Genomic DNA, 25321 nt, shown 5'->3' with positions numbered 1-25321 from the left:
GGCGCGAAGGGCGGAATTCCGCGCTGACTCGCAAGCGGGATCTGCTAGGCTGCGGCATGATCGAGCAGCGATATCCGGAAAGCTATCCGGTGTGTCCGCTTCCGGAGGGGGCGGAGCTGGTGAAGGCGCTGGACTTCCGGCGGCTGCCGAAGGTGCTGCTGCACGAGCACCTCGATGGCGGTGTGCGACCGGCGACGGTGATCGAGCTGGCGAAGGCCTCGGGCTACGGCGGGCTGCCGACGGAGAATTCGGACGATCTGGCGGACTGGTTTCACCGCGGGGCGCAGAAGGGGAACCTGCCGGAGTATCTCGAGGGTTTTGCCCACACCATCGCGGTGATGCAGACCGCTGAGGACCTGGAGCGCGTGGCCTACGAGTTCCTGGAAGACATGGCGGAAGATGGGGTGGTGTACGCCGAGGTCCGTTTCGCGCCGGTGTTCCACACGCAGGGAAAGCTGAATCAGGATCAGGTGGTGGAGGCTGTGCTGAAGGGCCTGGAACGCGGGGGAAAGGCGTTCGGGGTCGAGTGGGGGCTGATCATCTGCGCCATGCGCGACCGCAGTGATTCGCTGGAGGCGGCCGAGCTGGCGATCCGCTGGCGCGATCAGGGGGTGGTGGGCTTTGATCTCGCGGGCGGTGAAGCGGGCTATCCTCCGAAGAAGCACCTGGCGGCCTTCCAGGCGATCCATCGCGCGAACTTTTCCATCACGATTCATGCCGGCGAGGCCTTCGGGTTGGAGTCGATCTGGCAGGCCCTCCAATGGTGCGGTGCGCACCGGCTCGGGCACGCGACGAGACTGCTGGACGACATCGAAATCGGTGCCGACGGCAGCCTGAAAATGGGCACGCTCGCCCGCTACATCCTGGATCACCGGATCCCCCTCGAGATGTGCCTTTCCAGCAATGTCCACACCGGTGCCTGCGCCTCGATGAGCGAGCATCCCTTCCGGAAATTTCACGAGATCGGCTTCCGCGTTTTCCTCAATACCGACGACCGGCTGATGAGTGACACCGAGATGTCGAAGGAACTCAGTCTGGCCACCGAAACTTTCGGCCTGTCCTTGATCGACCTTGAAAAAATGACCATGAACGCCATGAAAAGCTCCTTCGCTCCGCACCACCAGCGGGTGGCGCTGATCCACCGCAAGCTGCTGCCGTCGTATGCCATGATTTTCGCGGAATTGACGGCCCGGGCCTTTTCCGGTGAGTTCGATTCGTCATCACTCTAACACGACCTCCTCACATGAACGCCTTCCCCGAACGCATCCTGATGGGCCCCGGCCCGAGCACGGTCCCGCAACGCGTCCTGCGCGCGCTCGGTGCCCCGACCATCGGTCACCTCGATCCGCGTTACATCGAGATCATGGACGAGACCTGCGCCAAGCTGCGCGAGGTGTTCATGACGGAAAACAAGCTGACCTTCCCCGTGTCGGCCACCGGCATGGCGGGCATGGAATGCGTGGTGACGAACCTGATGGAGCCCGGCGACGAGGCGATCGTTTGCGTGAACGGCGTGTTCGGCGCGCGGATGGCCGAGGTGATGGAGCGGGCGGGGGTGATCGTCCACAAGCTGGAGGTCGAGTGGGGCAAGATTTTCACGGACGAGATGATTGCCGAGGAGGTGCAACGGCGGCCGAAGGCGAAGGCGCTGACGATCGTCCATGCCGAGACATCGACCGGCGCGCACCAGCCCCTGGAGGGCATCTCGAACATCGTGCATGAAGAGGGCATCATGCTGATCGTGGACGCGGTAACCTCGCTCGCCGGCCATCCGGTGATGGTGGACGAGTGGAACATCGACGCGATTTTCTCCGGCACGCAGAAGTGCCTGTCGTGCCCGCCGGGGCTTTCGCCGGTATCGTTCTCGCCCTCGGCGATCGAGGTGATCGAGGGGCGGAAATCGAAACCGCAGAGCTGGTATTTCGACGTCTCGATGCTGAAGGACTACTACTCCGGCAAGGGCAAGCGGGCCTACCACCACACCGCCCCGGTGAACATGGTCTATGCGCTCAATGAAGCACTCTCGATCGTGCTCGAGGAGGGCTTGGAGGCGCGCTGGGAACGCCATGCCTCGCTTCACCGCCGCCTGCGGGCGGGGCTGGAGGAACTAGGTTTGTCGTACATCCCGGAAAAATCCCTGCACACCCTCAACTGCGTGCGAATCCCCGATGGCGCGGACGACGCCGCGGTCCGGGCCCGGATGCTCGATACCTACAACATCGAAATCGGTGCCGGCCTCGGGCCCTTCGCCGGCAAGGCGTGGCGGATCGGCCTGATGGGCCATGCAGCGACCCAGGCGAACGTGGATCTGGTCCTCGCGGCGCTGGTCGATTGCCTCGACTGAGCTGCGGAAAAGGCGGCACCGCCCGGTGCCGCCTCCCGGCACGATCAAGAGGCGTTCGACACCACCTGCGGCAGCCGCGACTGGATGGCGGGGAGAATATCCTCCATTTCGGTGGCGACGACGAATTCGCCCGGCTGGCAAACGCCGTCGAGCAGGTCGATCAGCGGATCCCAGAATCCGATGCCGTTGCGGTTCTGCCGGTTGTAGATCACCACCGGCTTGTCTTGCATGAGCGGATTTCCCTGCTGGCGGAAGATCATCAGGGCGAGCAGCTCCTGGAAGGTGCCGGCACCGCCGGGCATGATGACGAAGGCGTTCGAGTGCTCGATCATGACCTCCATGCGGGTGTAAATGTCGGGCCGCAACCAGAACGACGACAGCCCTTTCGGCAGGCCTTCGAGCTCGATGATATGGGGAACGTTCGAGCCGCCGGTCCAGCCACCGGCATCGACCGAGCCTTTCACCACGGCACCCATGATGCCGGACTTGCCCGCGCCGGAGATGCAGCCGAAGCCGGCGCGGGCGATCGCGCGGCCGACGCTTTCGCCATCGGACAGATAAGACTCCTCCTCGAGCGTGGCCGAGCAGAAGACGCAAACGTTTCCGAGCAGGTGGGAGGGCGGGGGTTCATCGACCACCTGGGGCATCATGGAGTCCTCGATTTTCTCCCGGCCGGCATCCGGCACGCCGGTCTGCCAGGCACCGGTCAGGGTGGTCAGCACGCTCTCAGGCGTATCGGCGGAGAGCAGGAACTCGCGGAACTCCTGCTTGATCGTGCCGAGCTTGTGGAGATGTCCAAGCACGCCGTAGAACGGATCCCATGATCCGTCGCTATTGAGGATGACGGTTGGCTTGCCGCGCAAGTGCTTGTCGAGCGTCTGGTAGCCGACGAAGACCGACACCGCCTTGAACATGTCTTCGAGGCTGGCCCCCGGCGTAAAGACGAAGCCGTCCGCCTCGGTGATCTTTTTCTCGATGTTCGACAGCGTGATCCGCTGGTCCCCGTTGGAGTTGTAGATATCCCATCCGGCATCGTACAGCAGGTAAAGAAGCTTGGCGCGCGTGGAGCGATGGGGGTCGTGAGCCCCCGTGATGGTGCCGGAGAGACGGACTTTGGCCATGGGTGTGTTGTCTTTGATTTTGAAAGAAGCCGCCCGCGAATCCGCTGGCGTGGGGAGGGAATATAGCGAGAATCATGCCGTCATGCATCGATTTCTTGAAGAAGCGATCCACGAGGCCCGCCTGGGGCTCCATGAGGGAGGCATCCCGATCGGGAGCGTGCTGGTCCACCGCGGGGAAATCATCGGCCGCGGCCACAACCGCCGGGTGCAGGGGGGAAGCGTCGTGTTACACGGGGAAATGGATGCGCTGGAGAATGCCGGCCGCCTGCCGGCATCGGTGTACCGCGAATGCGAGATCTACACCACGCTCTCGCCCTGCAGCATGTGCAGCGGGGCGATTCTTCTTTACGGGATTCCACGAGTGATTGTCGGCGAAAACCGGACCTTCATGGGCGAGGAGGAATGGCTGCGCTCGCGTGGCGTCGAGGTGGAGTTGATGGATGATGCCGCGTGCGTGGAGATGATGACCCGTTTCATCGAAGACAAGCCGACGCTCTGGAACGAAGACATCGGCGTGTGATTCCGGCCGTCAGCGTTTGGCCGCCGGCTTGATCGTATCGATGGCGAACTCTTCCCAAGCGCCTTCAAACCGCGATTCCACAATCACCTTCATCGGCTCTGCCAGGGAACCCTCGGCGGGGAAGCACTGGATGCGGAAACCCGCCTGGCCATCTTTCAGGGAAATATCGGCCATGCCGTCCGTGTCGGCGTCGTGAAGGATCGCATCGCCGGTCTCGCTGAGGTCGCCGTTGCCGTTCGCATCCACGAGCACCAGCCGGTTTTCGGCGTCGTAAAGCTCGATCCGAGCGGGCGCCGACGACCGGATGCGGAGGGCCGCACATTCCAGCGCGGCGTCTAAGGCCTGGAAGTGGTGGTGGATGGGAACGCTGTAGAAGGGGTTGGCGATGAAGCTTCCGGCGTCGATCACCGCGGACTCCACGCCGGACTCTCCTTCCTCGAACGTCCATGTTGAAGTCTGACGGGAACCGCTTTCGTGCCGCCAGATGATGGCGAGTTCGCCGGGCTCCACCGTTTCAGAGGCTTCCAGATCGATCGTGGCATACTGGCCGGGTCCAAGGAGGATGTCTTGAAGCAGCCTGCTGCCTTCCACCCCCACTTTCACCCTCGCCTCCGCAGCCTCGGCATTCCAGCTGGCATCCACGGGCATGCCGCTGAAACCGATCGCTCCCCTCAGGCTGGTCTGGCCGGGATTGGAAACGGTCGCGCGACCTTTCGCCGGCTTGCCGGCCAGGGAAATGACCAGCGCGGCTTCCGGCTGCAGGTCTGCCGTGTTTTCATCTTCGGAAGGAGAAGGCGCCGGGACGCTGTCCGCGGAAATCCCCTTCAGGAGCGCGTCCACCTCGTCCAGCAACCGCGCGGGCAGCCAGTCCCGGGATGTGGCCGCCGACCGGGCGTCGAGTGCGGCCTCTTGCGAACCCTTGGCGTCGCCACAGCGGGCGCGGACGACCGCCAGCTCGGCCAAGGTCTCGGGCAGATGACCGATGAGGTCGAACGAGCGGGTCAGGCGGACGGCCTCTTCCTGCATCGCCAACGCCTCGGCGAAACGGCCGTTCTTCAACAGGTAGGAGGAATACAAGCGGTAAAGTCGGATCTCGAAAAGCTTGTCACCATCCTTGCGGGCGTCTTCCAGCAGCGCGAGAAGACCCGCTTCGAGACCGTCGGATTCCCCGGCCTCCAGGCGGAGCTTCAGCAGGGTGAAACGGGCTGACATTTGGTAGGGCTCGGCCGCAAGCCGGGTGAGGATCTCCCTGGCCTCATCGGCGCGGTCCAGCGCCAGCAGGACCTTCGCCTTGGTGAGTTCCACACCTTCCCAGGCGCTGCGATGTTGGTAGATGTTGTTCTTTTCCTTTTGATACAACGCATCGAGTCGGGCGAGGTCCTCGGTGCGTGCGGTTCCGAGACGGACCGAGATCTTGATGCGCTCGTGCTCGGCTTCCACCTTGGCTCTGCCATCGTAGATGTCCGCCCGCTCGCTCGCCATCAGTTTGCCCTGTTCCTCGTCCGCCAGCTCATAGAGACCGATCTCTTCAAGAACGGAAGGAATGATCGCGCGGTTGCTGTACCATGCCGCGTCAGGCTCGAATTTCGCCAGTCCTCGATCCACCCATTCGCAGACCCAGAGAGACCGTTCGATGGCAGCCTTCCAATGGCCTGCGCGACGATCGAACGATGAAAGGTGACGCATGATGCTTCCGAAGCCGGCCGGCATTTCCCGCGTGGTGAGAGGCCAGCCTTCATTGCCGAAGGAAAGGATCCAGATTTCACTTTCCATGGGGAAACGGCGGTGGCGGACCTCCGGGAGCTTTTCAAAAGCCGGTCCCAGATCCGGATACACCGTCGGATCACACGACATCTTCCGCCGTGACATCTGATCAAAGAAGGGCCCGAGAGTGGCCCATGCGCGTCCATATTGGTGGATCGTGCTCAGGGCGCTGCAAGCATTGACGGCACTGCTGGTGGCAAGCTGCTTCGCATCCACTTTGATGCATTCATTTTGCAGCCACTCATACAATGCGGCGTCCCACTCCGGGTGCTCACGACCCGAGCGAAGCTGCGCTTCACGCCAGACGGTCTCCCACTGATCGCGGAATCGGCTGCCTGCCTGGATGTGGGCGTCCATCGCGGCGTCCATGATCTTCAGCGCGTCCGGGATTCCTGATTTTTGGGAGACCTCGAAAGCGCGATCCAGGGCATCTTGGATGGGCTCCGGGACGGTGTCGGTGGTCTTGTAGGCATTGTTAGGTCCGGTGTCCGGCGGTCCGGTCGGCAACAAGCCATATTCGCCCCGGCCACGCTTGGAGCCGAAGGTCACGGCGAACGGGGCATCGGGGACTTTGTCAGTAGGCATCGCCATCCAGACGATGTAGGTGGCTTCCGGCTTCAGATAGTCCCGGGGAACACTTTGATAGACGAATGACTGGTACCCCGGGCAGCGCTTGAGGAAGTAGGTGCAGCGCTTGGCACCTTCGCGGGAGAAGTACAAGCTGAGCTTTTCCTCCTGAGGTTTTTCGGACACGACGAACCACGAGAAGCCTTCGGACCGCTCGGTGACGGGCTCCCGCACGCCGTAGAGCCACAACATCGGACCATCGAGCCACGATGGGGTCCGGAACCGGAATCCGGAGTAGAATTTCCCCTCGCGCTCGGAGGTCTTCATGTCACGCGGAAGTGTCTGGATCTTGGCATACGGGATATCCCCGTGCGTCAGCTCGATCATGGGCCATGAAGCCGCCCGCTCCCGGATCCAGTTTTCGAAGTCGTTTGTTGTCCCGCCCTCGGCGAAGCCGAAGGGAGCCGAGAGAAAAACAAGAAGGGTGGCCAGGAATCGGAGTTTCATGATCGCTTTCGATGCGGAGCTGCGCGGTCGTCCATCCAACGAGCGGTCCCAACGACGGGATTGTTCCTTGTGGCGGACAGGGCGTCGGATAACCTTTTTTCCATGGCCCAGGCAATCGTGGATCCCGAGGAGCTGCGCCGGTTCGCGGTGGAGTTGAAACGCTTCAACGAGGAGCTGCGCGACCGCTCGAACTCGCTGATGGCGCGGTTCACGTCGCTGGGCGAGAGCTGGCAGGACCAGGAGCAGGAAAAGTTCGCCGCCGAATTCGTGCAGACCATGAAGGGGCTCAAGCGCTTCAACGAGGTCGCCGAGCGTCACACGCCCTACCTGCTGCGCAAGGCGGAGCGAATCCAGCAATACCTCGACCAACGCTGATCGACCATGGCGGAGCGCGCGAAGGTGGCCTCGATCGAGGCCTTGGAGGACTTCCGGAGCTCGCTGGTGAAATACAGCCAGCGCACGAAGTCGGCGCTCGACGAGGTTTCCTCGGAAATGAAACGGCTGCGCGAGTGGCTGAGCTACGAGCGACGGACCGGCTGGGAGGCCGAGGTGAGGCGCGGCACGCGGCGGCTGGAGCAGGCGGAGGCCGAGTTGATGACCGCCGAGATGTCCGGCCTGCAGGATGACCTCATGAGCCGGAAAATGGCCGTCAAGAAGGCCGTCCGGGCCTTGGAGGAGTCCACGGCGAAACTGGAGGCGACGAAACGCTGGGCGCGGAATTTCGACAGCGTCGTGGCCCCGGCGCTACGACCTCTGGACAGCCTGCGGGACCGGGTGGCCGGCGATTTGCCGAAGGCGATCGCGACCCTCGACGGACTGGTGCGCGCGCTCGAGGCCTACGCCGAGCGCGACCTGAAGCCGCGCCCGGCGGAGGGCTCGGAGGAGGGAGGTGCCGCATGAGTGCGTCCGGAGCGGCGGCGGCGACCATCCGCGAGGCGACCCGGGAGCTGATGGCCAGCTGGCACCGGGTGCGCGAGACCTGGCGGGATGCCAAGGCCGAGGAGTTTGCCGCGGCCCACCTGAAGGATCTGGGCGACGAGGCCGGTAGGGCTGTGAAAGTGATCGCCGACATCGAGAGACTGATTTCCAAAATCCATGCCGACTGCGAATGACCCGCTCGACCCCGGCCACGTGCTGGGCACGCTGAAAGAAGTGAAGCAGGCGATCGAGGAGGTCGCTGAACGGGAGCAGCGCGCGAAGGCGGACTTCGAGCAGGACGTGATCGCCACCCGCCGTGCGGCCCGGCTGGAGCAGGAAAAGTCGGATGCCGGGTCGCAGCAGCGGCGCGCCGAGGCGGAGGCGGAAATCTCGAACCGCCGGGAGGCGGAATTGCTTTTCCACGAGCGGCGCAAGGCGTGGATCCAGGAGCGCTGCCATGGCGCCCGCCAAGCTCTTGCGGACCGGATCCAGGCCCGGCGTGATCAGGTGGTGGGCAAGGCGCAGGGCGAATTGATGAAGCGCCAGGAAGAGCGGAAGGAGGAATACGATCGCGCCAAGACGGAACTCCACGCGCTGCACGAAAAGGCGACTGCCGACTGTGCCGAGGCGGAAAAAATCGCCAGGGAGGGGCTGAAGCAGCTGTCGGGTTTCAAGCCGTTTTTCGAAAAGAAGATCCGCACCAGGAGCGGGCCGGTGAGCGTCGCGGGGGCGGGTGATCTGCGGGCGGAAGCCGCGGCAGCCCTGGCGGATGTCCGCCGCCAGCCGGTGGCGAAACTGTTCCGTTTCCTGCCCTTTCCACTGCTGCTGCTGGTGGCCATCGGGATCGCGGCGTGGACCTCCGGCACGCCCGGCCAGGTGGAGGCCTGGCTGCCCCGCGCGGGGATCGCGACCGGCGTGCTGGTGGTGGCGTATCTGGCGGCCCTCGGTGCCGTGTGGGCAGTCGGCAGCCGGCTGGCGGCGGCCTTGCAACGGATCCGCATGGAGGCGTCGATGTCCGTCCACGCGATGAACGAGCGGGTGGCCGGGCTGAAGGCGGAGATCCAGGCCGAGGAAGCGAAGATGCGCGAAGGCTTCAGCGAAACCCTCCGGGAGTCCGGCGAGGAAACCGAGGCCCGCATGCGGCGCGGCCGGGCGGAGCTGGAGGAGAAGCTGGCGCGGGTGGTGGCGAAGGAGGAATCGCTCCACGAGATCCGGATGCGCCGCAGGGAAACGGAGGCGACGGAGCTGCGGGCGCGGCTGGAGGCGCAACTACTAGAGGTCTCGGAGAAAATCGAGGCGATGAAACAGGATGCCGACGCCGGAACCCGGCAGCGGCACGATCAGGAGCTGGCGGAGATCGGTTCCGGATGGGAGGACGAGGTCACGCAACCGCTGGACGCGCTCGGCGACCTTGCCAAGCGGCAGAGCGATCGTTTCGCCGGCTGGACGGAGCGGATGGCGCAGGACTGGCAACCGCCCTCCGACAGCGAGGAGGTGGTGCCCTTCGCGACGCTCAAGCTCGGTCGGAGCGACTTCGCCGACCGGCTCCCCGCAAATGCGGCCTTCGACCTCCCGGGCTCGCTCGAAGTGCCGCTCAACCTCGGATTCCCCGTGCACGGCTCGGTGCTTTTCGAGGGCGACATGGCGGCGTCCATCAATGCGATGAACGCGGTCGCGCTGCGCCTGCTTTCGACGCGGCCGGCGGGACAGGCGGCGTTCACCTTCATCGATCCGGTCGGTCTCGGACGCGATTTCGCGGGACTGATGCACCTCGCCGACTACGAGGATACGCTCATCCATGGTCGGATCTGGACGCAGACGCCTCAGATCGAGGAGCGGCTGGCGGAGCTGAACGAACATGTGGAGAAAGTCATCCAGATGTATCTCCGCAATGAGTTCGAGACCATCTCCGAATACAACCGGCAGGCGGGGGAGATCGCGGAGAAGTATCAGTTCGTCTTCATCGCCGGCTTCCCTGCGAACTTCAGCGAGACGGCGATGCAACGGCTGCGGAGCCTCGCGGCCAGCGGCGCGCGCTGCGGGGTTTTCCTCATGATTCACATGGACAAGCCCGGCGAGGCCGCGCTCGATGCCGAGCTGCGCAAGTCATGCCTGTGCCTCAAACAGGAGGGAGATATCTGGAAGTTGGAGGGGCAGGCCGGAGAGGTGATCTTGGAAAGGGCGCCGGAACCGGCTTTGCTGACCTCTCTGGTGCATCGCTTCGGCCAAGCCAGCGTGGACTCGAATCGGGTGGAGGTGCCGTTTTCATCGATCGCGCCGCAGGGCGAGTGGTGGACGGAGGAAACGGCGGACGAGCTGCGGGTGCCGATCGGCCGCACCGGCGCGAAGAAGCTGCAATACCTCGCGATCGGCAAGGGGACGCGCCAGCACGCCTTGATCGCGGGTAAGACGGGATCGGGGAAATCCACGCTGTTCCACGTGATCATCACCAATCTGGCGCTTCATTGCAGCCCGGAGGAGGTCGAGTTTTACCTGGTCGACTTCAAGAAAGGCGTCGAGTTCAAATGCTATGGATCGAGTAGATTGCCGCACGCACGGGTCGTGGCGGTGGAAAGCGACCGCGAATTCGGTCTCAGCGTGCTGCGGCGGGTGGACGAGGAACTCCGCCAACGCGGCGAACATTTCCGCGAGGCAGGCGTGCAGGATGTGACCGGCTATCGCAAGGCGACGGGCAAGCCGTTGCCACGGACGCTGCTTTTGATCGACGAGTTCCAGGAGTTCTTCACCGAGGACGACGGCACCGCGCAGGAGGCGTCGCTGCTGCTCGACCGGATCGTGCGTCAGGGCCGGGCCTTCGGGATCCACGTCATCCTCGGTTCGCAAACGCTCGGCGGTGCCTACACGCTGGCCCGGGCGACGCTCGGCCAAATGGTCATCCGCATCGCACTCCAGTGCAATGAGGCCGACGCCTATCTGATCATGGACGACGACAACCCGGCGCCGCGCCTGCTGACGCGGCCGGGTGAGGGGATCTACAATGACAACGCCGGCGCTCTGGCGGCGAACAGTCCGTTTCAGACGGTGTGGCTGGATGAGGAGAAAAGAAACGCCCGCCTTGGTGAGGTTGCTGCCCTGGCGAAGGAGCGGGGTTTCTCGCGCGCTCCGGTCGTGTTTGAAGGAAACGCTCCGGCCGACCTGCGCGACAACGAAGAGCTGGTCGAGGCCCTGGCCCATCCCCCGACGGAGCGCCCGGCGCAAGCCAAGGCATGGCTGGGCGCACCCAACTCGATCAAGGGCCCGACGGCGGCGATGTTCCGGCGCGAGAGCGGCTCGCATCTTCTGGTCGTCGGCCAAGGCGAGGAGCGGATGAAGGCGCTGATGGAAGCGGCGATGACGTCGCTTTCCGCCCAGTATCCCGCCGATGCCGCCCGCTTCGTGGTGCTCGATGGCGAAGGCTCCCAAGGCGACCTCGCCCGCATGGCGCGGAGCCTGCCGCAGCCGGGCGAGGTCCATCTGCCGGGCGAGGTGGATTCCGTCCTGGGTGAGCTGGCCGGGCGGGTGGAGACGCCGGATGAAACGGAGGTCTTCGTTTTTGTCCGCGACCTGCACCGGTTCAAGGCGCTGCGGGAGGAAGATGAGTTCAAGTTCTCCTTCGATGATGATGCCTCATCCGGCACCAGTCCGGCGAAAGCCTTCCAAACTCTCGTCAGCGAGGGTGCCGCGGCGGGGATCCATCTCATCGTCGGCGTGGATACCTGGAGCAACCTCACCCGCTGGATCCCGCGCAAGTCGCTGGCCGATTTCCGGATGCGCGTGCTTTTCCAGATGAGCGCCAACGACTCCGCCGCCCTCATCGACAGCCCCGCCGCCGGCAACCTCGGCCTGCACCGGGCCCTGCTTCACGATGAAGCCATGGGCACTCTGGAGACCTTCCGGCCCTATGGACGGGCGGCGCGGGTTGTCACTTCGTAAGAGGGAATGAGGGCGGTCCGCTTCGCCTAACATTGACCCGCCGCCCGATCCCGAGCATCCTGCCGTCATGAGCTCGGAAAAGGATGACTTTCTGACTTGGGCGACCGATCCATCCCGCACCGTGGAGGAGCTTTTCGGCGTGGAACTCCTGGTGGAGCAGTGCATGCCGCTTTGGAACCGGAAGCACGGCGTTCAGGTTTCCTTCGACTGGGAGGCCATCCGCCTCGCGCGGAAGAACCGCCAGCTCGACCCGCGCTACAAGCCCTCGCTCGCCCGTCGCCGCCTCGAACAGGCCGCCGAGGTCCTCGACCAGCTCACCAGCTTCTCCACCCACGTCGGCGACGACCGGCATCTGCGCGACATCTCGTTCCTGCGCTTTTGCGAAAAGCTCGATTCGCTCCGTCTTTACCACTGCGAGATCACCGATTGGTCACCGCTCGCCAGCCGCCCGCAGCTCCTCCATCTTTATGTCTCCGACGATGTCGCCCGCGACCTCCGGGCCGTTGGCGAGCTCGTCCAGCTCAAGACCCTCACCCTGCGTCTCGCCACTCCCTGGCCGCGCCTCGATGGACTTGAGAACCTCACCCGGCTCACCGAGTTCATGTTCTACGGAAACGTGCTGGCTGTGAACGCCATCCGCGCCCTGCCTGGCGTGCGCGCCGCGGAGTTCCACCACGGCAGCGGCTTCAATGTCCCGCTGCGCAGCGTCGCCGACCTTCCCGACATGCCGGAGCTGCGCCGGCTTCGCCTGGAAAACACCGACCTGCTCGATGGCATCGGACGTTTTCCCCACCTCCTCAATCTCGAAATCTATGGCTATCTGCCGGACCTCGCTCCGCTCGCCGGCAATGTCGAACTGACCCACCTCTATCTCAGCGGCATCCAGTTCGCCGACCTGAACCCGCTCACCTCCCTCACCCAGCTCTGCCGCATCACCCTCCGAAACGATTTTCCGCCCGATCTCACCCCGCTTGCCGAGCTGCCCCGGCTTCACCAGATCGTCGTTCAATCCGAAGCCATCGTCCCGCCCGAGCTGGATTCCCTCAATGCCCTCTGTGCCCCGTGGGACGAGGAATTTGCCTGCGATCCGCCGCGCAAGCTCGATCCTCTGCGGCTCGTCGTGGAGAAGAACCGCAAGAAGGACCACGATGCGGAGGCCGACTTTGGCGGCATGCCCCGCGACCATGGCGACGACCGGGAGATGGTGATCTCCGAGACCAACTGGTTCATCCGCCAGGCCAACCACCGCATCGACCGCGTTCTGGGGAAAGGCTGGGGCGCGGAGCGCGAGACCATCTCCGGCGTTCATCAGTGCGGGCATCTTTATCTCCGCATCCGCCGCCGGCAGGATCTCGATCACCTCCCGGCCGTCGTACGGACACTGAGGCAGCTCATCGCCTCCTGCCGCTACCCCTGGCAGCTCGATCTTCTGGTCGAGCCTCTCGCCGACTATGAACGCGATCTCGACGAGATTGAGGACGACTACGATAGCGAGGAAACCTTCGATCCCGAACGCGAGCGCGAGGAATGGGAATACCGTCGTCGTCGCCAGCTCGAACGCCGGGAATACCTCCAGCGCCGCTATCAGGCCCGCCTCGGTGAGGAGCTGGGCATCGAACCCGTTCCCGAGCCCGGCTCCGCCGCCGCGCCCCCGCCGGAGAAAGCCCTCGCCGAGGGCGACGACTCCGGCCCCGGATACGACCTTGGCACCGATCTTCACCTCTATTTCACCCTCACCGAAAAGTGCGCCATCGTCGCCGAGTGCGACCGCGGCCTCGCGGAGATGCTCCTGGAGATCAAGGCGGAGGAGTGAGGGGGCGTTTCAGAAAGGAAAAGCAACTCCGCGCCGCACGGGTGAGAGGGAGTTCGGATCCAAGAGGTGACCCCAGTGGCACGGGGTGAAGGCGAATTTTGGTAGGCCTTGGATGACCCCGGAGGGAGCCCGGAAATGAGCCGGTGGCGCGAGCCACCGGAACCATTTTCCGCCGCCCCTACCGGGGCTGGATGTTTTCGGGTGACAGGGGTCCGGTGGTTGCCACCACCGGCTAAGTTCCCGGGTCCCTCCGGGAAGGGAGAAGCCGACGGAGCGCAGGGAAGTCAAACGCGCATGCTGGGTGGTGCCTCCTTTCCCGACCGGGACGGTCAGGGCACGGGAAGGCGGGCGTGGGTGAGGCGTGGACAGGGTGGGGGAGGAGGGCGAGGGTGGGGGATGAGGGAAGAGGGGCCGGCACGGTTTGAATTCAGGGTTTTCGGGGCGTCGCTGCGAAGGGTGGAGGAGCGGATTCGTGGGGAGGCCGAATGGATGAGGCAGGAGGAGAGCCGGGAGGCTTATCTGGTAGGGCGCGACGAGGCGGGCTGGAGCCGGAATGTGAAGATCCGGGACGGGGCGCTGGAGGTGAAGATGTTGGTGGAGCGTCGGGAGGGGTTGGAGCGCTGGCGGCCGGCGGGCAGGCAGGAGCTGCCTTTGTCAGGGGAGTTCGTGGCGGGACCGCTGGGGCCGGACTTGGGAGTGGGGCCGCTGGAGGCCCGGCAGGATGCGTTTTCCCTGGAGGATCTGGTGCGGAGGGTGATCGGCACTCACTCGCAGCTGGCGGTGGCGTGGGTGGAGAAACGGCGGGAGCATTTCGAGATCGGCGGCTGCGCGGTGGAGATCGATGAGGTGAGGATCAACGGCGCGAGCTTGATTTCCGCCGCGGCGGAATCGGAGGATGCGGAGCGCTTGCTGGGGGTGATGCGGCTTCTGGAGATGGAAGGGCTGGAAAATGTGAATTATCCGCGGGCCATCCGGCGGGTGATGGGGATGGAGGTCTCGCCGGGGCAGCCGTGGTTTTGAGCGGACGGTGGGGGAAGCCGACGGTAGGCTCGGGAATGGGCAGGGAAATCGAGAGGAAGTTCCGGGTGGCCGGAGACGGTTGGCGGCAGGGTGAGGGCGTGCTTTTCCGGCAGGGATATCTGTGCACGGACCAGGACCGCACGGTGCGGGTGAGGTTGGAAGGTGAGCGGGGGGTGATCACGATCAAGGGGCGGACGGAGGGGCTGAGCCGGGCGGAGTTTGAATACGAGGTGCCTGCGAGCGAGGCGGAAGAGATGCTTGAAAAGTTATGCCTTCATCCGCTGATCGAGAAACGGCGTCGCAGGATCGATCATGCCGGGCGGATCTGGGAGGTGGATGAGTTTTCCGGGGAAAATGAAGGGCTGGTCGTGGCGGAGGTGGAGCTGGATGAGGAGGACGAGGCGATCGACCTCCCGCCATGGGTGGGCGAGGAGGTCAGCGACGATCCGCGCTACTACAACGCGAACCTGGTGAAGCATCCCTATGGGACGTGGGGCCTGGGGTGAGAGGGGGCGGCATTCGCATTCCGCTCGATGCCGGTTGCATCATGCGGTGATCGATTGCCGGTTCGGCCGGATCGTATGGCGGGGCGAGGACCGGCCGACGGCCAACCGGATCGCGCTGAGGCTTGAGCTGAGTTCGATCGAGCCGGTCGGCGGTCTTGGGGAAAGGTCGTTGGTACGGCCGTTGCGACTTTGTCAGGCGAGAAGAAGCTCATCGACCCGCAAGCCGTTTCGGCACTGCTGGCGCGGGCGTCGGACGTCGGCGCTCTTGAGTGGGACACCGCAGGTTCCGCTGTGGGCTTCGTGAAACTCGAAACCACGACAAACCATGAAGAAAACACATCATCTCCATCCCCGACGCGACTCGCTCAAAAACCTCGCCTTCACCACGGCGCTGGCCGTCGGACTCGGTTCCGGGCTCGCCCTTGCCGCGGAAGAATATGAATACGAAGCCGACGAGGGTTATCACGAAGAAGAATGGTACGATCCGGGCGACTGGTTCAACGAGGATGACCAAATCTCCTACGAGTCGGATCGCTACGACTCGGACAACGACTGGTCGGACAACCGCTGGGACAGTCGCTATGAAACCTATCAGCCCGTCGGATTCGTTTATTATTATTGGGATCCGGGCACCACGGAATGGAGCGAGGAGTCATCGAGCCGGCAGGCTTCGAACCATGGCGACCGCTCGAAGAATCAGCAGGCCTCGAATCGTTATCATGAATCATCGCACCGCCAGACGGCGCGTCTCAACGGCACCATCGACGGTTTCCGAAAGGTCGATCTGACCGATCAGAAGGGCGTGAAGGAATCCCACTCGTTCGTGAAGGTGACCTTGGAGAATGGCAAGAGCCGCGTGATCAGCCTCGGCAGCGATAAGAGCGTGAAGGATCTCGGCCTCGAGAAGGGCGACGACATCTCGGTCTCCGGACGGCTTGCCAAGGTCGATGGCCGCAAGGTGATCCTCGCCAACCGCCTCCGCACCGGCGACGAAACCTACACCATGAAGGAGCGCAACCAGCCGGACCTCGCGAAGAACTCGCAGCGGTGGAACCGGTCCAGTTCCCACCCGATCACCCGCAGCGGCACCCTCGAGGATTTCACCAAGGTCGATCTCGACCGCAAGCAGGATGAGGACAACCTCGTCGTCCGCCTCGAAATGAAAGATGGCCGCAGCTGCGTGGCCGACCTGGGTGCCGGCACCCAGCTCAGCGATCTGAACCTGGAGCAAGGCGACAAGATCTGGATTCAGGGAAACCGCAAGAAGGTCGATGGCAAGAACCTGATCGTGGCCAGCAAGATCCGCGTGGAAGGGGATAGCACCCGCCTGCGCGACCGTGACTCGAAGTCGTCCTCCGGCGATACCAGCTCGAGCGCGACGAATTCGACGCACGACGACCGCAACAACCAGGCGTCGGCCGGCAGCTGATCCGCGCCCAGCCCATCCATCCGAGAAAGGCCTCCGGGAGATCCCCGGGGGCCTTTTTCCGTTCCCGTCGTGATTGGAAAAAAGCGAGGCCGCCGGAGTCCCACGTCCGGCGGCCTCAAGTTGGTCAAAGTTCCCACACCCATGGGAAAATCGACTGTGCTGTTACCCTTACTTTGAACCCGTTCGTGACGGTGTTCAGGGGGATAGACCGTCCACCTAACGGGATGTTCAAAGTTTCTTTAAAAATTTTTTGGGAGCCACGGAACACGCGGAAATCACGGAAGGCCGAGGCAGCGCGGAGAGGGGAACAACGAAAAAATCGAAAGGGTCGAAATTTGAAGAGGGAGCCTGGCTGATTTTTGGGAAGCGGTTCTCCTCCGGTCTCTTCCGAATGTTCCGCGGTCACTCAAGGCCCCGGCGGTCGTTGATGGAGGGAGTCGAGCACCTGTTGGCGGGCCTCCGTGGGGAGCTGGAGTTGGTTGAGGATGCCGTCGAAGAAATCCAGGGCTCTCTGTCCATAGTCGCCGCCGTTCTTGACCGCCATGCGATATCCAGGTGCGATCCTAACCAAGATCGCCGTCTGATCCTCAGGACGCTCGAATTCGGAAAACACTGCGTCGATCGTGGTAGGCGGCGTGCCGATCGAGACCACCGCGGCGGCGTAGATTTCACGGTCGGAGGGGTCCGGAAGTTGTCGAAGCACGGCAGTCACTTCGTGACCGGATTTGCGCGTTTGACCCCTCAGCTGCTGGATGGCGTGCTGGCGATTCTGGCCGGACAGGCCGTCGATGAGGCCGACCGCGAGTTCGGCTGCCATGTCATCGCCAAGATTCGCTGCCGCTCCATTGAGCAAAGGACTCAGAAGATTGGCGGCGAGCTTGGGGTCGTCCACTGATTTCACGAAATCCCGAGCAGCCTCGGGGTTTCGGCTGGCCCAGGCGACTACGGCTCCGTCGAGCTGAGCTTTGTCGCGCGTGAGGTCGGCAAGCTTCTGAAAATCGAATGAGTCAGGGAAATGTGGGACTTGGGGCAGGCCGCCCCTTTCGAGGCGGGAGAAGTCGCTGTTGAAGAAATCCGCCAAGGCCTCGGGCCCCCTTTCAATTGCGCCGGCTTTCGCAGCATCGACGAAGCCAAGGGGGTTGTTGAAGATCGAGCCGCCCTCTTCTTCCATGAAGCGTTGCACCCATGGCAGCGATTCTTCCGGGAGATCATGGCAACAGTTCTCCAGCAGCTCTTTCCGAGAGGAGGACACGACGGTATCGCCGGCCTGGTAGGCCCACTCCAGCGCTGGAAATCCCTCCCGGCGGTAGAGTTCCGCAGCGATGGCTCCCGCCTTCGCATCCAATCCGCGGATCTCCTCCGTGGTTGCCCCGTCCGGGATGGTGAGAAGTTCCTTGAGTTCCCCTGCCGAAAGCCTCTCCAGATCCTGCAGGAATTCCTCGGCCAAGGGATTTCGCTGGGACCAGTTCCGCTCCAGATTCTCAAAGGTGCGCGGCTGCCCAAGCTTCGCAGTTGAGGAGGAAGAACTCGGGTTCCCGGAACTCGGACCGGTTCTCGCCTGCGACGCCTCCGGAGTAGGTGCCGCAAGCCGGAGACCGGCCCAACCGGTCACGAGGCCCAATGTGAGTGCCATGATGGGAAAAAGCGCGCGTTTCACGGGGCGTAGGAATTGAGGATGGCTTCGACTTGCTGATCATCGGCTCCCCAGGCGGTGAGGCGCGACTTGAGAAGCTCGCGTTCACCGCTGGTGGCCTTGCGCTGGGAAAAGGGCGAGGTGGGGTTGGACTCGAAAAAAGCCAGTCGCCGAGCGGGGTTTCGAATGGCGTCGAGGTGTTGGACCGCCCTTTCGATCTCTCCCCGGGCGATGATTTGCGCGCCCAGTTCGTGCGCTTGATCCTTCAACTCCGGATCAATCAAAGCCCCCGCGAAGTTTAAGGCGGCTGTCGGGTCGTTGCGTAGCCGGGATTGCGCCGCTTTCATGAAATGTGATTGCTCATCGGGCGAAAGCTCTTCAGCGAAAGCGCCGAGAGATTTCCAGAGTCGGTCGTTGGCTTCGCTGCCGAAAGTCATGAACCCTCCGGAGGTCGATCGGATCAAGGCCTCCGGCCCGCCGTTATCCATCAACCACGAAGCGGCTGCGGCCGTGTCTTGATTCAGCCAGTTGGAGAGAAAAGACGACAGCAAAGGGGAATCGCGATTCTTTTGGTAACCCTCGGTGCTGACGAAGGCCGCATAGTCGAAATCGTCCGGCATCGGCGTCCGAAGGTTGAAGTCCGTGGAGATGCGCTCTTCTCCCAGCCGAATCAGGAGGGCCGACAGGGCCCCGGGTCCCGCGCGGGAGGACATGACGACGTTCTTTTCGACGATGGCCCATGGTGATGAGGTGGTGAAGAGATCCTGATGGGCGATCAAGAAATCGAGTCCCTTCACGGCTTCCTCCACCGGCCAGCCCATGCTCATCTTGATGGCCAGGGCCCGGCGGGTCGCAGCAAGCGGGATGGCCTCGAACCAACTCACCGCGGCGTCGAGGTCGCGTTCCATCCATTCCTTGAGAAGCTGCCCGGTCTCCAGACTGGCGTGTCCGAGCGTGACATCGGGGTCGGAAATGGCGTCATCGAGCGCAGCGTGGATTTCCGCCGTGGTCCAGTCGTCAAGGAAACCGTCGAAGGGACCGGGCTCCAGAACGTTGGGAAACGCCGGACCTGCCTCCTTGGGATGCATCAGCTCATCACGGAGCTGTTCGACCGACTTTGCCAATGGGGGTTCTTCCGGGCGCTCCTTGGTGATGCGAGGAGCCTCCGGTGTGGACGGGTCCTCGGCTTTCCATGAAATTCCCGCTCCGGCGAGCAGACCCAGACCGAAGCACAGCAGAGGAGCCTTCATCTTTTACACTCAAGCAGTCCGGGATTCGGAAGGTCAACCTCCCATCCTCCTCATCCTGTCCATCCCGTCCACACTGCGATCGTTCCCCGGCAGCCCGCCTCGTGGTGTCCCGATCCGCGGTTGCAAGTTTTCCGGTCCTCTGCTTTGTCCGGGGCCGCATGTCCGAACGGAAGACCCTCGAAGAACGTGAGCAGATGTCCGACCTGGAGCGCCTCCGGCACTCCTGCGCCCACGTCATGGCCACCGCCATCCTCCGCCTCTGGCCCGATGCCCAGTTCGCCTACGGGCCGCCGGTGGAAAATGGTTTTTATTACGATTTCGAGATGAAGCACCGGATCACGCCGGAGGATTTCGAAAAAATCGAGGCGGAGATGCGCAAGGTCGCGAAGGAAAACCAGCGCTTCGAAAAGAAGGTGATTTCCCGCGAGGAGGCGAAGGCGATGGCGGAAAGCGGCCGCCTCGGCGGCTTGTCCGAGCGTCCGGGCAACGCCAGCCGCTTCAAGCTCGACCTGATCGACAAGATCCCCGAGGGCGAGGAGATCTCCTGTTTCCAGAATGGCGACTTCATCGACCTGTGCGCGGGCCCGCACGTCGGATCGACCTCGAAAACGAAGCACGCCAAGCTGATGGCCGTCTCGTCCTCCTTTTACATGGGCGACGAGTCGAAAGGGCAGCTCCAGCGGCTCTACGGCACGGCATTTCCGACCAAGGACGAACTCACCGAGCACCTGACGCGCCTCGAAGAGGCGAAGAAGCGCGACCACCGCAAGCTCGGCCGCGAGCTGCACCTGTTCCACATCGACGAAGCCGTCGGCCAGGGCCTGATCCTCTGGAAACCGAAGGGCGGGTTGGTGCGTCGCGCCTTGCAGGACTTCATCACGCAGGAGCTCGACAAGCAGGGCTACTCGCAGGTCTTCACGCCGCACATCGGCAAGCTCGACCTCTACCGAACGAGCGGGCATTTTCCCTACTATCAGGAAAGCCAGTACCCGCCGATCGCCGAGCGCGACACGCTGGAGAAGCTGGCCGACGAGAACGCGAGCTGCGACCAGCTGATCAACGGCCTCGAGCGGGGCGAGTACGAAGGCTACCTGCTCAAGCCGATGAACTGCCCGCACCACATCAAGATCTACGCCAGCGAGCACCGCTCGTATCGCGACCTGCCGGTGCGCCTCGCCGAGTTCGGCACGGTTTACCGCTGGGAGCAGAGCGGCGAGCTGGGCGGCATGACGCGCGTCCGCGGCTTCACCCAGGACGACGCGCACCTGTTCTGCACGCCGGAGCAGGTGTCGGAGGAAATCCAGGGCTGTCTCGGTTTGGTCAAAACCGTGCTCAACACGCTCGGCATGACCCACTACCGCGTCCGGCTTTCGCTGCGCGATCCGGACAGCGACAAGTACGTCGGCTCGCCCGAGAACTGGGACAAGGCCGAGGCCGCACTGCGCGAGGCCGTGCAGGTGCTCGGCGTCGATTACACCGAAGCCGAGGGCGAGGCCGCGTTCTACGGGCCGAAGATCGACTTCATTGTCAAAGACGTCATCGGCCGCGATTGGCAGCTGGGCACGGTGCAGGTGGACTACAACCTGCCCGAGCGCTTCGAGCTGGAATATGTCGGCTCCGACAACAAAACGCACCGCCCGGTGATGATCCACCGTGCGCCGTTCGGCTCGCTGGAAAGGTTCACCGGCCTGCTGATCGAGCACTTCGAGGGCAAGTTCCCGACCTGGCTGTCGCCCGAACAAGTGCGCGTGCTGCCGATTTCCGACAGGTTCCTGGATGCCGCCGAGGAGGCGACGAAGAAGCTGGCCGAGGCCGGCGTGCGGGTCTCGCTCGACCGGAGTTCCGACAAAGTCGGCGCCAAGATTCGCCTTGCCCGGCTGGAGAGGGTGCCTTATATGCTCGTGCTAGGAGCCCGCGAGGTGGAGGAAGGCACGGTCAGTGTCCGTCACCGCGACCGGGACGATCTCGGCTCCATGCCGCTCGATGATTTTATTGGAACGATATGCGAGGAAATTGCCTGCCGGTCGCTTGGATGACCGGCTTCATCGCCCGTGATTCCGCATGATGGGATTCCGCGACTTCCGTTCCCCCACGACCTTCGCCCGCGCGCTGTCGTCCTCGATGGCTCGTGCCGCGTCGCATTGAACCCACACCGAACAAGACCATAGCCAAGCCAAAGAAACGCTTCAGAAGGGAACCGCGTGACATGACGCGGGTCAACGAACGGATTCGCGCCCCGCGGGTGCGGGTCGTCCTGCCGGACGGCCAGCAGCTCGGGATCATGAGCTCACAGGAGGCTCTTTCAAAAGCGAAGCTGGTCGGGCTGGATCTGGTCGAAATCGCCGCCAACGCGGACCCGCCGGTGTGCCGGATCATCGACTACGGCAAGTACAAGTACGAGCAGGCCAAGCTCAAGAAGACGCAGAAGAAGTCCCAGAATGCCTCCAAGATGAAGGAGGTGAAATTCCGCGTCCGCACCGAGCAGCATGACTACAACATCAAGCTCAACCGCCTCGAAACCTTCCTCGACGAAGGCCACAAGGCGCGCGTGGTGCTGCAATTCCGCGGCCGGGAGAACGCCCACCGTGAACTCGGCTTCGACAAGCTGCAGCGGATCATCGGCGACCTGAAGACCATGGCCAGCGTCGACCAGGAGCCCAGGCTCCAGGGCCGGATGGTCGCCATGACGCTCTCGCCGCTGCCCAAGGCCCAGCGCAAGCGCAAGTTCCAGCTCTTCCACGGCGAGCTGATCGAGGAGGACGACTTCGACGAAGACGAAGAAGACGACGAAATCGAAAACTCCGCCGAGGACGAGGAAGAGGAGAGCGGCAATCCCGCCTGATGCAGCGGCCGACCCTCTGGTTGTTCGACATCGACGGCACCCTGGTCGATACCGGAGGTGCCGGCCTGACCGCCCTCGGCGATGCCGCCGAGGCGGTGTTCGGCGATCGGGGGCCGGCGCTCGATCTGCGCGGCGCCACCGATCGGGGAGTGCTCAACGGCATGTTCGAGCACTTCGGCCGCGCGGCGGAAACGGCGTTGGCCGACCGGTTTTTCGCGGTCTATCTGGAGCGTCTGGAGTTCCACCTTTCCAGCGGCAGCCATCCCGGCCGGGTGCTGCCCGGCGTGCGCGCCCTGCTGGATCGCTTGCTCGACTGCCCGGGCGTCATCACGGGCCTCTTGACGGGCAACATCAAGGACGGTGCGTGGCGGAAAATGCGCCACTTCGGCCTCGACCGGTATTTCGATTTCGGGGCCTACGGCTGTGACCATGCCGACCGCAACCAGCTCGGCCCGATCGCGCTCGAACGGGCGGCCGCACACGCCGGGCGGGTTTTTGATGCCGCGGAGATCGTGATCGTCGGCGACACCCCGAAGGACATCGCCTGCGCCGAGGCCATCGGGGCCCGCTGCCTCGCGGTCGCCACCGGCCAGGTTCCGGTCGGTCAACTGGCCGGTGCCTGGCGGGTGGTCGATGACCTTTCCGACCCGGCGGGATGGAGCGATCTGTTGGAGCCCTCATCGCCTGTTGGCGGAATTGACGGGGTAGCGGGGGAGCGTTAGAAGCGCGCAGGATGTCGGAGCAAAAAGACGAGTGGTGGGTTTCGCGGAGCGGGCATCAGTTCGGTCCGGTCACCTTCGCGGAGGTGGTGGAAGCGGCCAAGCAGGGACGGCTCGAACCGCGCACCGACATGCTCTACGGCGGCGCGCTCACCGACTGGGTGCCGGCGGGCGAGGTGGAGGGCGTGTTCGAAAAGCACGCGGCACCCGTGGAGCAGCCTTCCTCCGAAGCGGCCGGGAAATCTTCCGAAGACAAGCTTTCCGACAGCGGCGAGTTCGACTTCCGCCAGGGCGGGGCCGAGCGCATCAACCTTCCGGGTGCAACCCGGCTCGGCTGGATCCTCGGCGCCTTTGTGCTGCCGGCCGTCCTCATGGTGGGGCTGATGATGTTTCTGCCGACCCTCGGGGACTTGGCAGGCAAGAAGATCGCGCCCTTTCTGCCGGCACTCATTCTGGTGCCTTGGATGATCGTCTTGGTGGTCACCGTGAAGCGTTTCCAAAATCTCGGCATGTCCGGCTGGTGGCTTCTGGGCCTGCTGGTGCCATTCCTCAACTGGTGGTTGCAGTATCGACTGTTTGCCTGTCCACCCGCCTATGCCTTCACCAAACGTCTGGATACCATCGGCAAGGTCTTGGCCACGCTCTACTGGCTGTTCCTGGCCGGCGCGATCGCCCTCGGCATTTTCGTGGGAGTCACCGGTGGGGCGGCGATGTTCGATCAGGCCTCGAAGGACGGCGAATGGCAGAAGCTCAAAAACCAGTGGTCGGAAATGAAGGACGCGGCCGAGAAGCAGACCGCTCCCGCCGCGCCGGCCGATACGGAGTGACATGAGCGGCGTGCGGGTCGAAACGGTCGACGTCGTCCTGCCCCTTGGGGCGTCGGAGGACGCCGATGAGTGGCGCAAGGCAGCGGCCAGGAAACTCGGAGTTGCCACCGTGGTCGAGACTCGCCTGCTGAAGCACTCGATCGATGCCCGGCAGCGCGAGGTGAAGGTCCAGCTGCGGTTGGAGGTGGGCGTGGATGGCCCCCTGCCTGGGGAGGTGAAGCCCTCGTGGTCGGCGCCACCCCTGCCGGCCCATGCGAAGACCATCGCCATCGTCGGCTGCGGGCCGGCGGGGATGTTCGCCGCGCTGCGCTGCCTCGAGCTGGGGCTGAAACCGATCGTCCTGGAACGCGGGAAGGACGCCTCCGCCCGTCGTTTCGACCTCGCGCCCATCCTGCGAGAGGGTCGGGTGATCGAGGAGTCCAACTACTGCTTCGGCGAGGGTGGGGCGGGGACGTTTTCCGATGGCAAGCTCTACACCCGCGCCACCAAGCGAGGGCCGGTCCGCAAGATTTATGAGATCCTCGTCGCTCACGGCGCGCCCGAGCGGATCCTCATCGATGCCCACCCGCACATCGGCTCGAACCTGCTGCCGAAGGTGGTGATGGCGATGCGCGAGTCAATCCGCGCCGGCGGCGGCGAGGTGCGCTTCGGGGCCAAGGTTGCCGGCCTGATCCGCAGCGGGGGAACCATCGCCGGCGTGGTGTTGTCCGACGGTGGCGAGCTGCTCGCGGATGCTGTCGTTTTGGCCACCGGCCACAGCGCGCGGGACATCTACCGACTGCTCGCGGCGGAAAAGGTCCTCCTTGAGCCGAAGCCCTTCGCGGTTGGCGTCCGGATCGAGCACCCGCAGCCCTTCATCGACCGCTGCCAGTATCATCTCGGAAAGTCCGGCGAGCGTCCGCGCCTGCTGCCCGCCGCCCGCTATGCGCTGGCGACGAAGATCCGCGGTCGCGGCGTGCATTCCTTCTGCATGTGCCCCGGCGGCTTCATCGTCCCGGCCGCGACGGAGAACGACGAGGTGGTGGTGAACGGCATGAGCCTGGCCCGCCGCGACTCGCCTTTTGCGAACTCGGGCTTCGTGGTGACCGTGGAGCCGGAGGATGTCCGTGTTTTCGAAAAGGAGCACGGCGTGCTGGCGGGGATCGCCTATCAGAAACACCTCGAGCGCACCGCCAAGCAAGCCGGCGGCGGCGGCCAGGTGGCGCCTGGCCAGCGGGTTCCGGATTTCCTCGCAGGCAGGATCTCCGCCGACCTGCCGGAGATGAGTTATTTCCCCGGCGCGAAGAGTGCGCCGCTGCACGAGTTGCTGCCGGAGGGCATCGTTTCGAGGATGCGCGACGGCCTGCACCTCTTCGACCGGAAGATCCGCGGCTTCGCCGGTGAGGGCGGCCACCTGCTTGGTTTCGAGACGCGCACCAGCTCGCCGGTCAGAATCCCGCGCGTCCCGGAAACCCTGCAGCACCCCGAGTTGGCAGGCCTCTATCCCTGCGGCGAGGGCGCCGGCTACGCTGGCGGCATCGTCAGCGCCGCCCTCGACGGCATGCGCGTCGCCGAGGCGGTGGCGGGGTGAGGAGCGCGGGTTTCCCCATCGGATCAGAGGAGGGCCGA

The 25321-nt window shown here is 64.0% G+C and carries 20 protein-coding genes; 16 read left to right on the top strand and 4 right to left on the bottom strand.

Features of this window, described 5'->3' with window-relative positions; all coding sequences use genetic code 11:
• Positions 1-56: 56 nt before the first annotated feature.
• Together ABXH26_RS15420 and ABXH26_RS15415 are read left to right on the top strand one after the other, a co-directional pair.
• Positions 57-1229 (top strand): adenosine deaminase, encoded by a 1173-nt coding sequence (locus ABXH26_RS15420; protein WP_353567988.1) that lies wholly within the window; start codon positions 57-59, stop codon positions 1227-1229.
• Between the two features lie 14 nt (positions 1230-1243).
• Entirely contained in the window at positions 1244-2344 is a 1101-nt protein-coding gene (locus ABXH26_RS15415) for a pyridoxal-phosphate-dependent aminotransferase family protein (protein ID WP_353567987.1), read from the top strand.
• 44 nt (positions 2345-2388) lie between these two features.
• Here ABXH26_RS15415 and ABXH26_RS15410 read toward each other — a convergent pair whose 3' ends face one another.
• Complete coding sequence (locus ABXH26_RS15410; RefSeq protein WP_353567986.1) at positions 2389-3465, bottom strand: TIGR00730 family Rossman fold protein; 1077 nt, start codon at positions 3463-3465, stop codon at positions 2389-2391.
• Positions 3466-3547: 82 nt separating this feature from the next.
• Here ABXH26_RS15410 and ABXH26_RS15405 point away from each other — a divergent pair, with 82 nt between their 5' ends.
• Positions 3548-3985 carry a nucleoside deaminase gene (locus tag ABXH26_RS15405; RefSeq protein ID WP_353567985.1) on the top strand — a complete coding sequence of 146 codons (438 nt, stop codon included), beginning with the start codon at positions 3548-3550 and terminating at the stop codon, positions 3983-3985.
• Between the two features lie 9 nt (positions 3986-3994).
• Here the strand turns inward: ABXH26_RS15405 and ABXH26_RS15400 are convergent, their stop codons facing one another.
• Positions 3995-6823 carry a tetratricopeptide repeat protein gene (locus ABXH26_RS15400; protein ID WP_353567984.1) on the bottom strand — a complete coding sequence of 943 codons (2829 nt, stop codon included), beginning with the start codon at positions 6821-6823 and terminating at the stop codon, positions 3995-3997.
• Between the two features lie 102 nt (positions 6824-6925).
• Here ABXH26_RS15400 and ABXH26_RS15395 point away from each other — a divergent pair, with 102 nt between their 5' ends.
• From ABXH26_RS15395 to ABXH26_RS15360, 8 genes are all read left to right on the top strand, one after another.
• Positions 6926-7198, top strand: coding sequence for a WXG100 family type VII secretion target (locus ABXH26_RS15395; protein ID WP_353567983.1), 273 nt, complete (start codon positions 6926-6928; stop codon positions 7196-7198).
• A gap of 6 nt (positions 7199-7204) precedes the next feature.
• Complete coding sequence (locus ABXH26_RS15390) at positions 7205-7723, top strand: hypothetical protein (RefSeq protein ID WP_353567982.1); 519 nt, start codon at positions 7205-7207, stop codon at positions 7721-7723.
• Positions 7720-7935: a hypothetical protein gene (locus ABXH26_RS15385; RefSeq protein ID WP_353567981.1), complete on the top strand. Its 216-nt coding sequence runs from the start codon at positions 7720-7722 to the stop codon at positions 7933-7935. Before ABXH26_RS15390 ends, ABXH26_RS15385 begins: the two co-directional genes overlap by 4 nt.
• Complete coding sequence (locus ABXH26_RS15380; RefSeq protein WP_353567980.1) at positions 7919-11674, top strand: FtsK/SpoIIIE domain-containing protein; 3756 nt, start codon at positions 7919-7921, stop codon at positions 11672-11674. The genes ABXH26_RS15385 and ABXH26_RS15380 overlap by 17 nt, the downstream gene beginning before the upstream one ends.
• A gap of 67 nt (positions 11675-11741) precedes the next feature.
• Complete coding sequence (locus ABXH26_RS15375; RefSeq protein WP_353567979.1) at positions 11742-13487, top strand: leucine-rich repeat domain-containing protein; 1746 nt, start codon at positions 11742-11744, stop codon at positions 13485-13487.
• A 489-nt stretch (positions 13488-13976) separates the two neighbouring features.
• Positions 13977-14507, top strand: a complete 531-nt coding sequence (locus ABXH26_RS15370) for a hypothetical protein (protein ID WP_353567978.1) — start codon at positions 13977-13979, stop codon at positions 14505-14507.
• Positions 14508-14542: 35 nt separating this feature from the next.
• Positions 14543-15013: a CYTH domain-containing protein gene (locus tag ABXH26_RS15365; RefSeq protein ID WP_353567977.1), complete on the top strand. Its 471-nt coding sequence runs from the start codon at positions 14543-14545 to the stop codon at positions 15011-15013.
• Positions 15014-15338: 325 nt separating this feature from the next.
• Positions 15339-16442 (top strand): hypothetical protein, encoded by a 1104-nt coding sequence (locus ABXH26_RS15360; protein WP_353567976.1) that lies wholly within the window; start codon positions 15339-15341, stop codon positions 16440-16442.
• A gap of 406 nt (positions 16443-16848) precedes the next feature.
• Here ABXH26_RS15360 and ABXH26_RS15355 read toward each other — a convergent pair whose 3' ends face one another.
• Both ABXH26_RS15355 and ABXH26_RS15350 read right to left on the bottom strand, forming a co-directional pair.
• On the bottom strand, positions 16849-17625 hold the full coding sequence (locus ABXH26_RS15355) for a hypothetical protein (RefSeq protein ID WP_353567975.1): 777 nt from the start codon (positions 17623-17625) through the stop codon (positions 16849-16851).
• Positions 17626-18095: 470 nt separating this feature from the next.
• Positions 18096-18983: a hypothetical protein gene (locus tag ABXH26_RS15350; protein ID WP_353567974.1), complete on the bottom strand. Its 888-nt coding sequence runs from the start codon at positions 18981-18983 to the stop codon at positions 18096-18098.
• 500 nt (positions 18984-19483) lie between these two features.
• Between ABXH26_RS15350 and thrS the strand changes: the two genes are divergently transcribed.
• From thrS to ABXH26_RS15325, 5 genes are all read left to right on the top strand, one after another.
• Entirely contained in the window at positions 19484-21361 is a 1878-nt protein-coding gene (thrS, locus tag ABXH26_RS15345; protein ID WP_353567973.1) for a threonine--tRNA ligase, read from the top strand.
• A 170-nt stretch (positions 21362-21531) separates the two neighbouring features.
• Positions 21532-22167, top strand: coding sequence for a translation initiation factor IF-3 (gene infC, locus ABXH26_RS15340; RefSeq protein WP_353567972.1), 636 nt, complete (start codon positions 21532-21534; stop codon positions 22165-22167).
• Positions 22167-22889, top strand: coding sequence for an HAD family hydrolase (locus ABXH26_RS15335; RefSeq protein ID WP_353567971.1), 723 nt, complete (start codon positions 22167-22169; stop codon positions 22887-22889). The genes infC and ABXH26_RS15335 overlap by 1 nt, the downstream gene beginning before the upstream one ends.
• A gap of 11 nt (positions 22890-22900) precedes the next feature.
• Positions 22901-23713, top strand: a complete 813-nt coding sequence (locus ABXH26_RS15330; RefSeq protein WP_353567970.1) for a GYF domain-containing protein — start codon at positions 22901-22903, stop codon at positions 23711-23713.
• Between the two features lies 1 nt (position 23714).
• Positions 23715-25283, top strand: coding sequence for an NAD(P)/FAD-dependent oxidoreductase (locus tag ABXH26_RS15325; protein WP_353567969.1), 1569 nt, complete (start codon positions 23715-23717; stop codon positions 25281-25283).
• Positions 25284-25321: the final 38 nt, after the last annotated feature.

This window comes from Haloferula sargassicola, from assembly GCF_040362925.1.
GTDB lineage: Bacteria > Verrucomicrobiota > Verrucomicrobiia > Verrucomicrobiales > Akkermansiaceae > Haloferula > Haloferula sargassicola.
The sequence above is the reverse complement of the archived record's forward strand: the minus strand, read 5'-3'. Positions and strand labels throughout refer to the sequence as shown.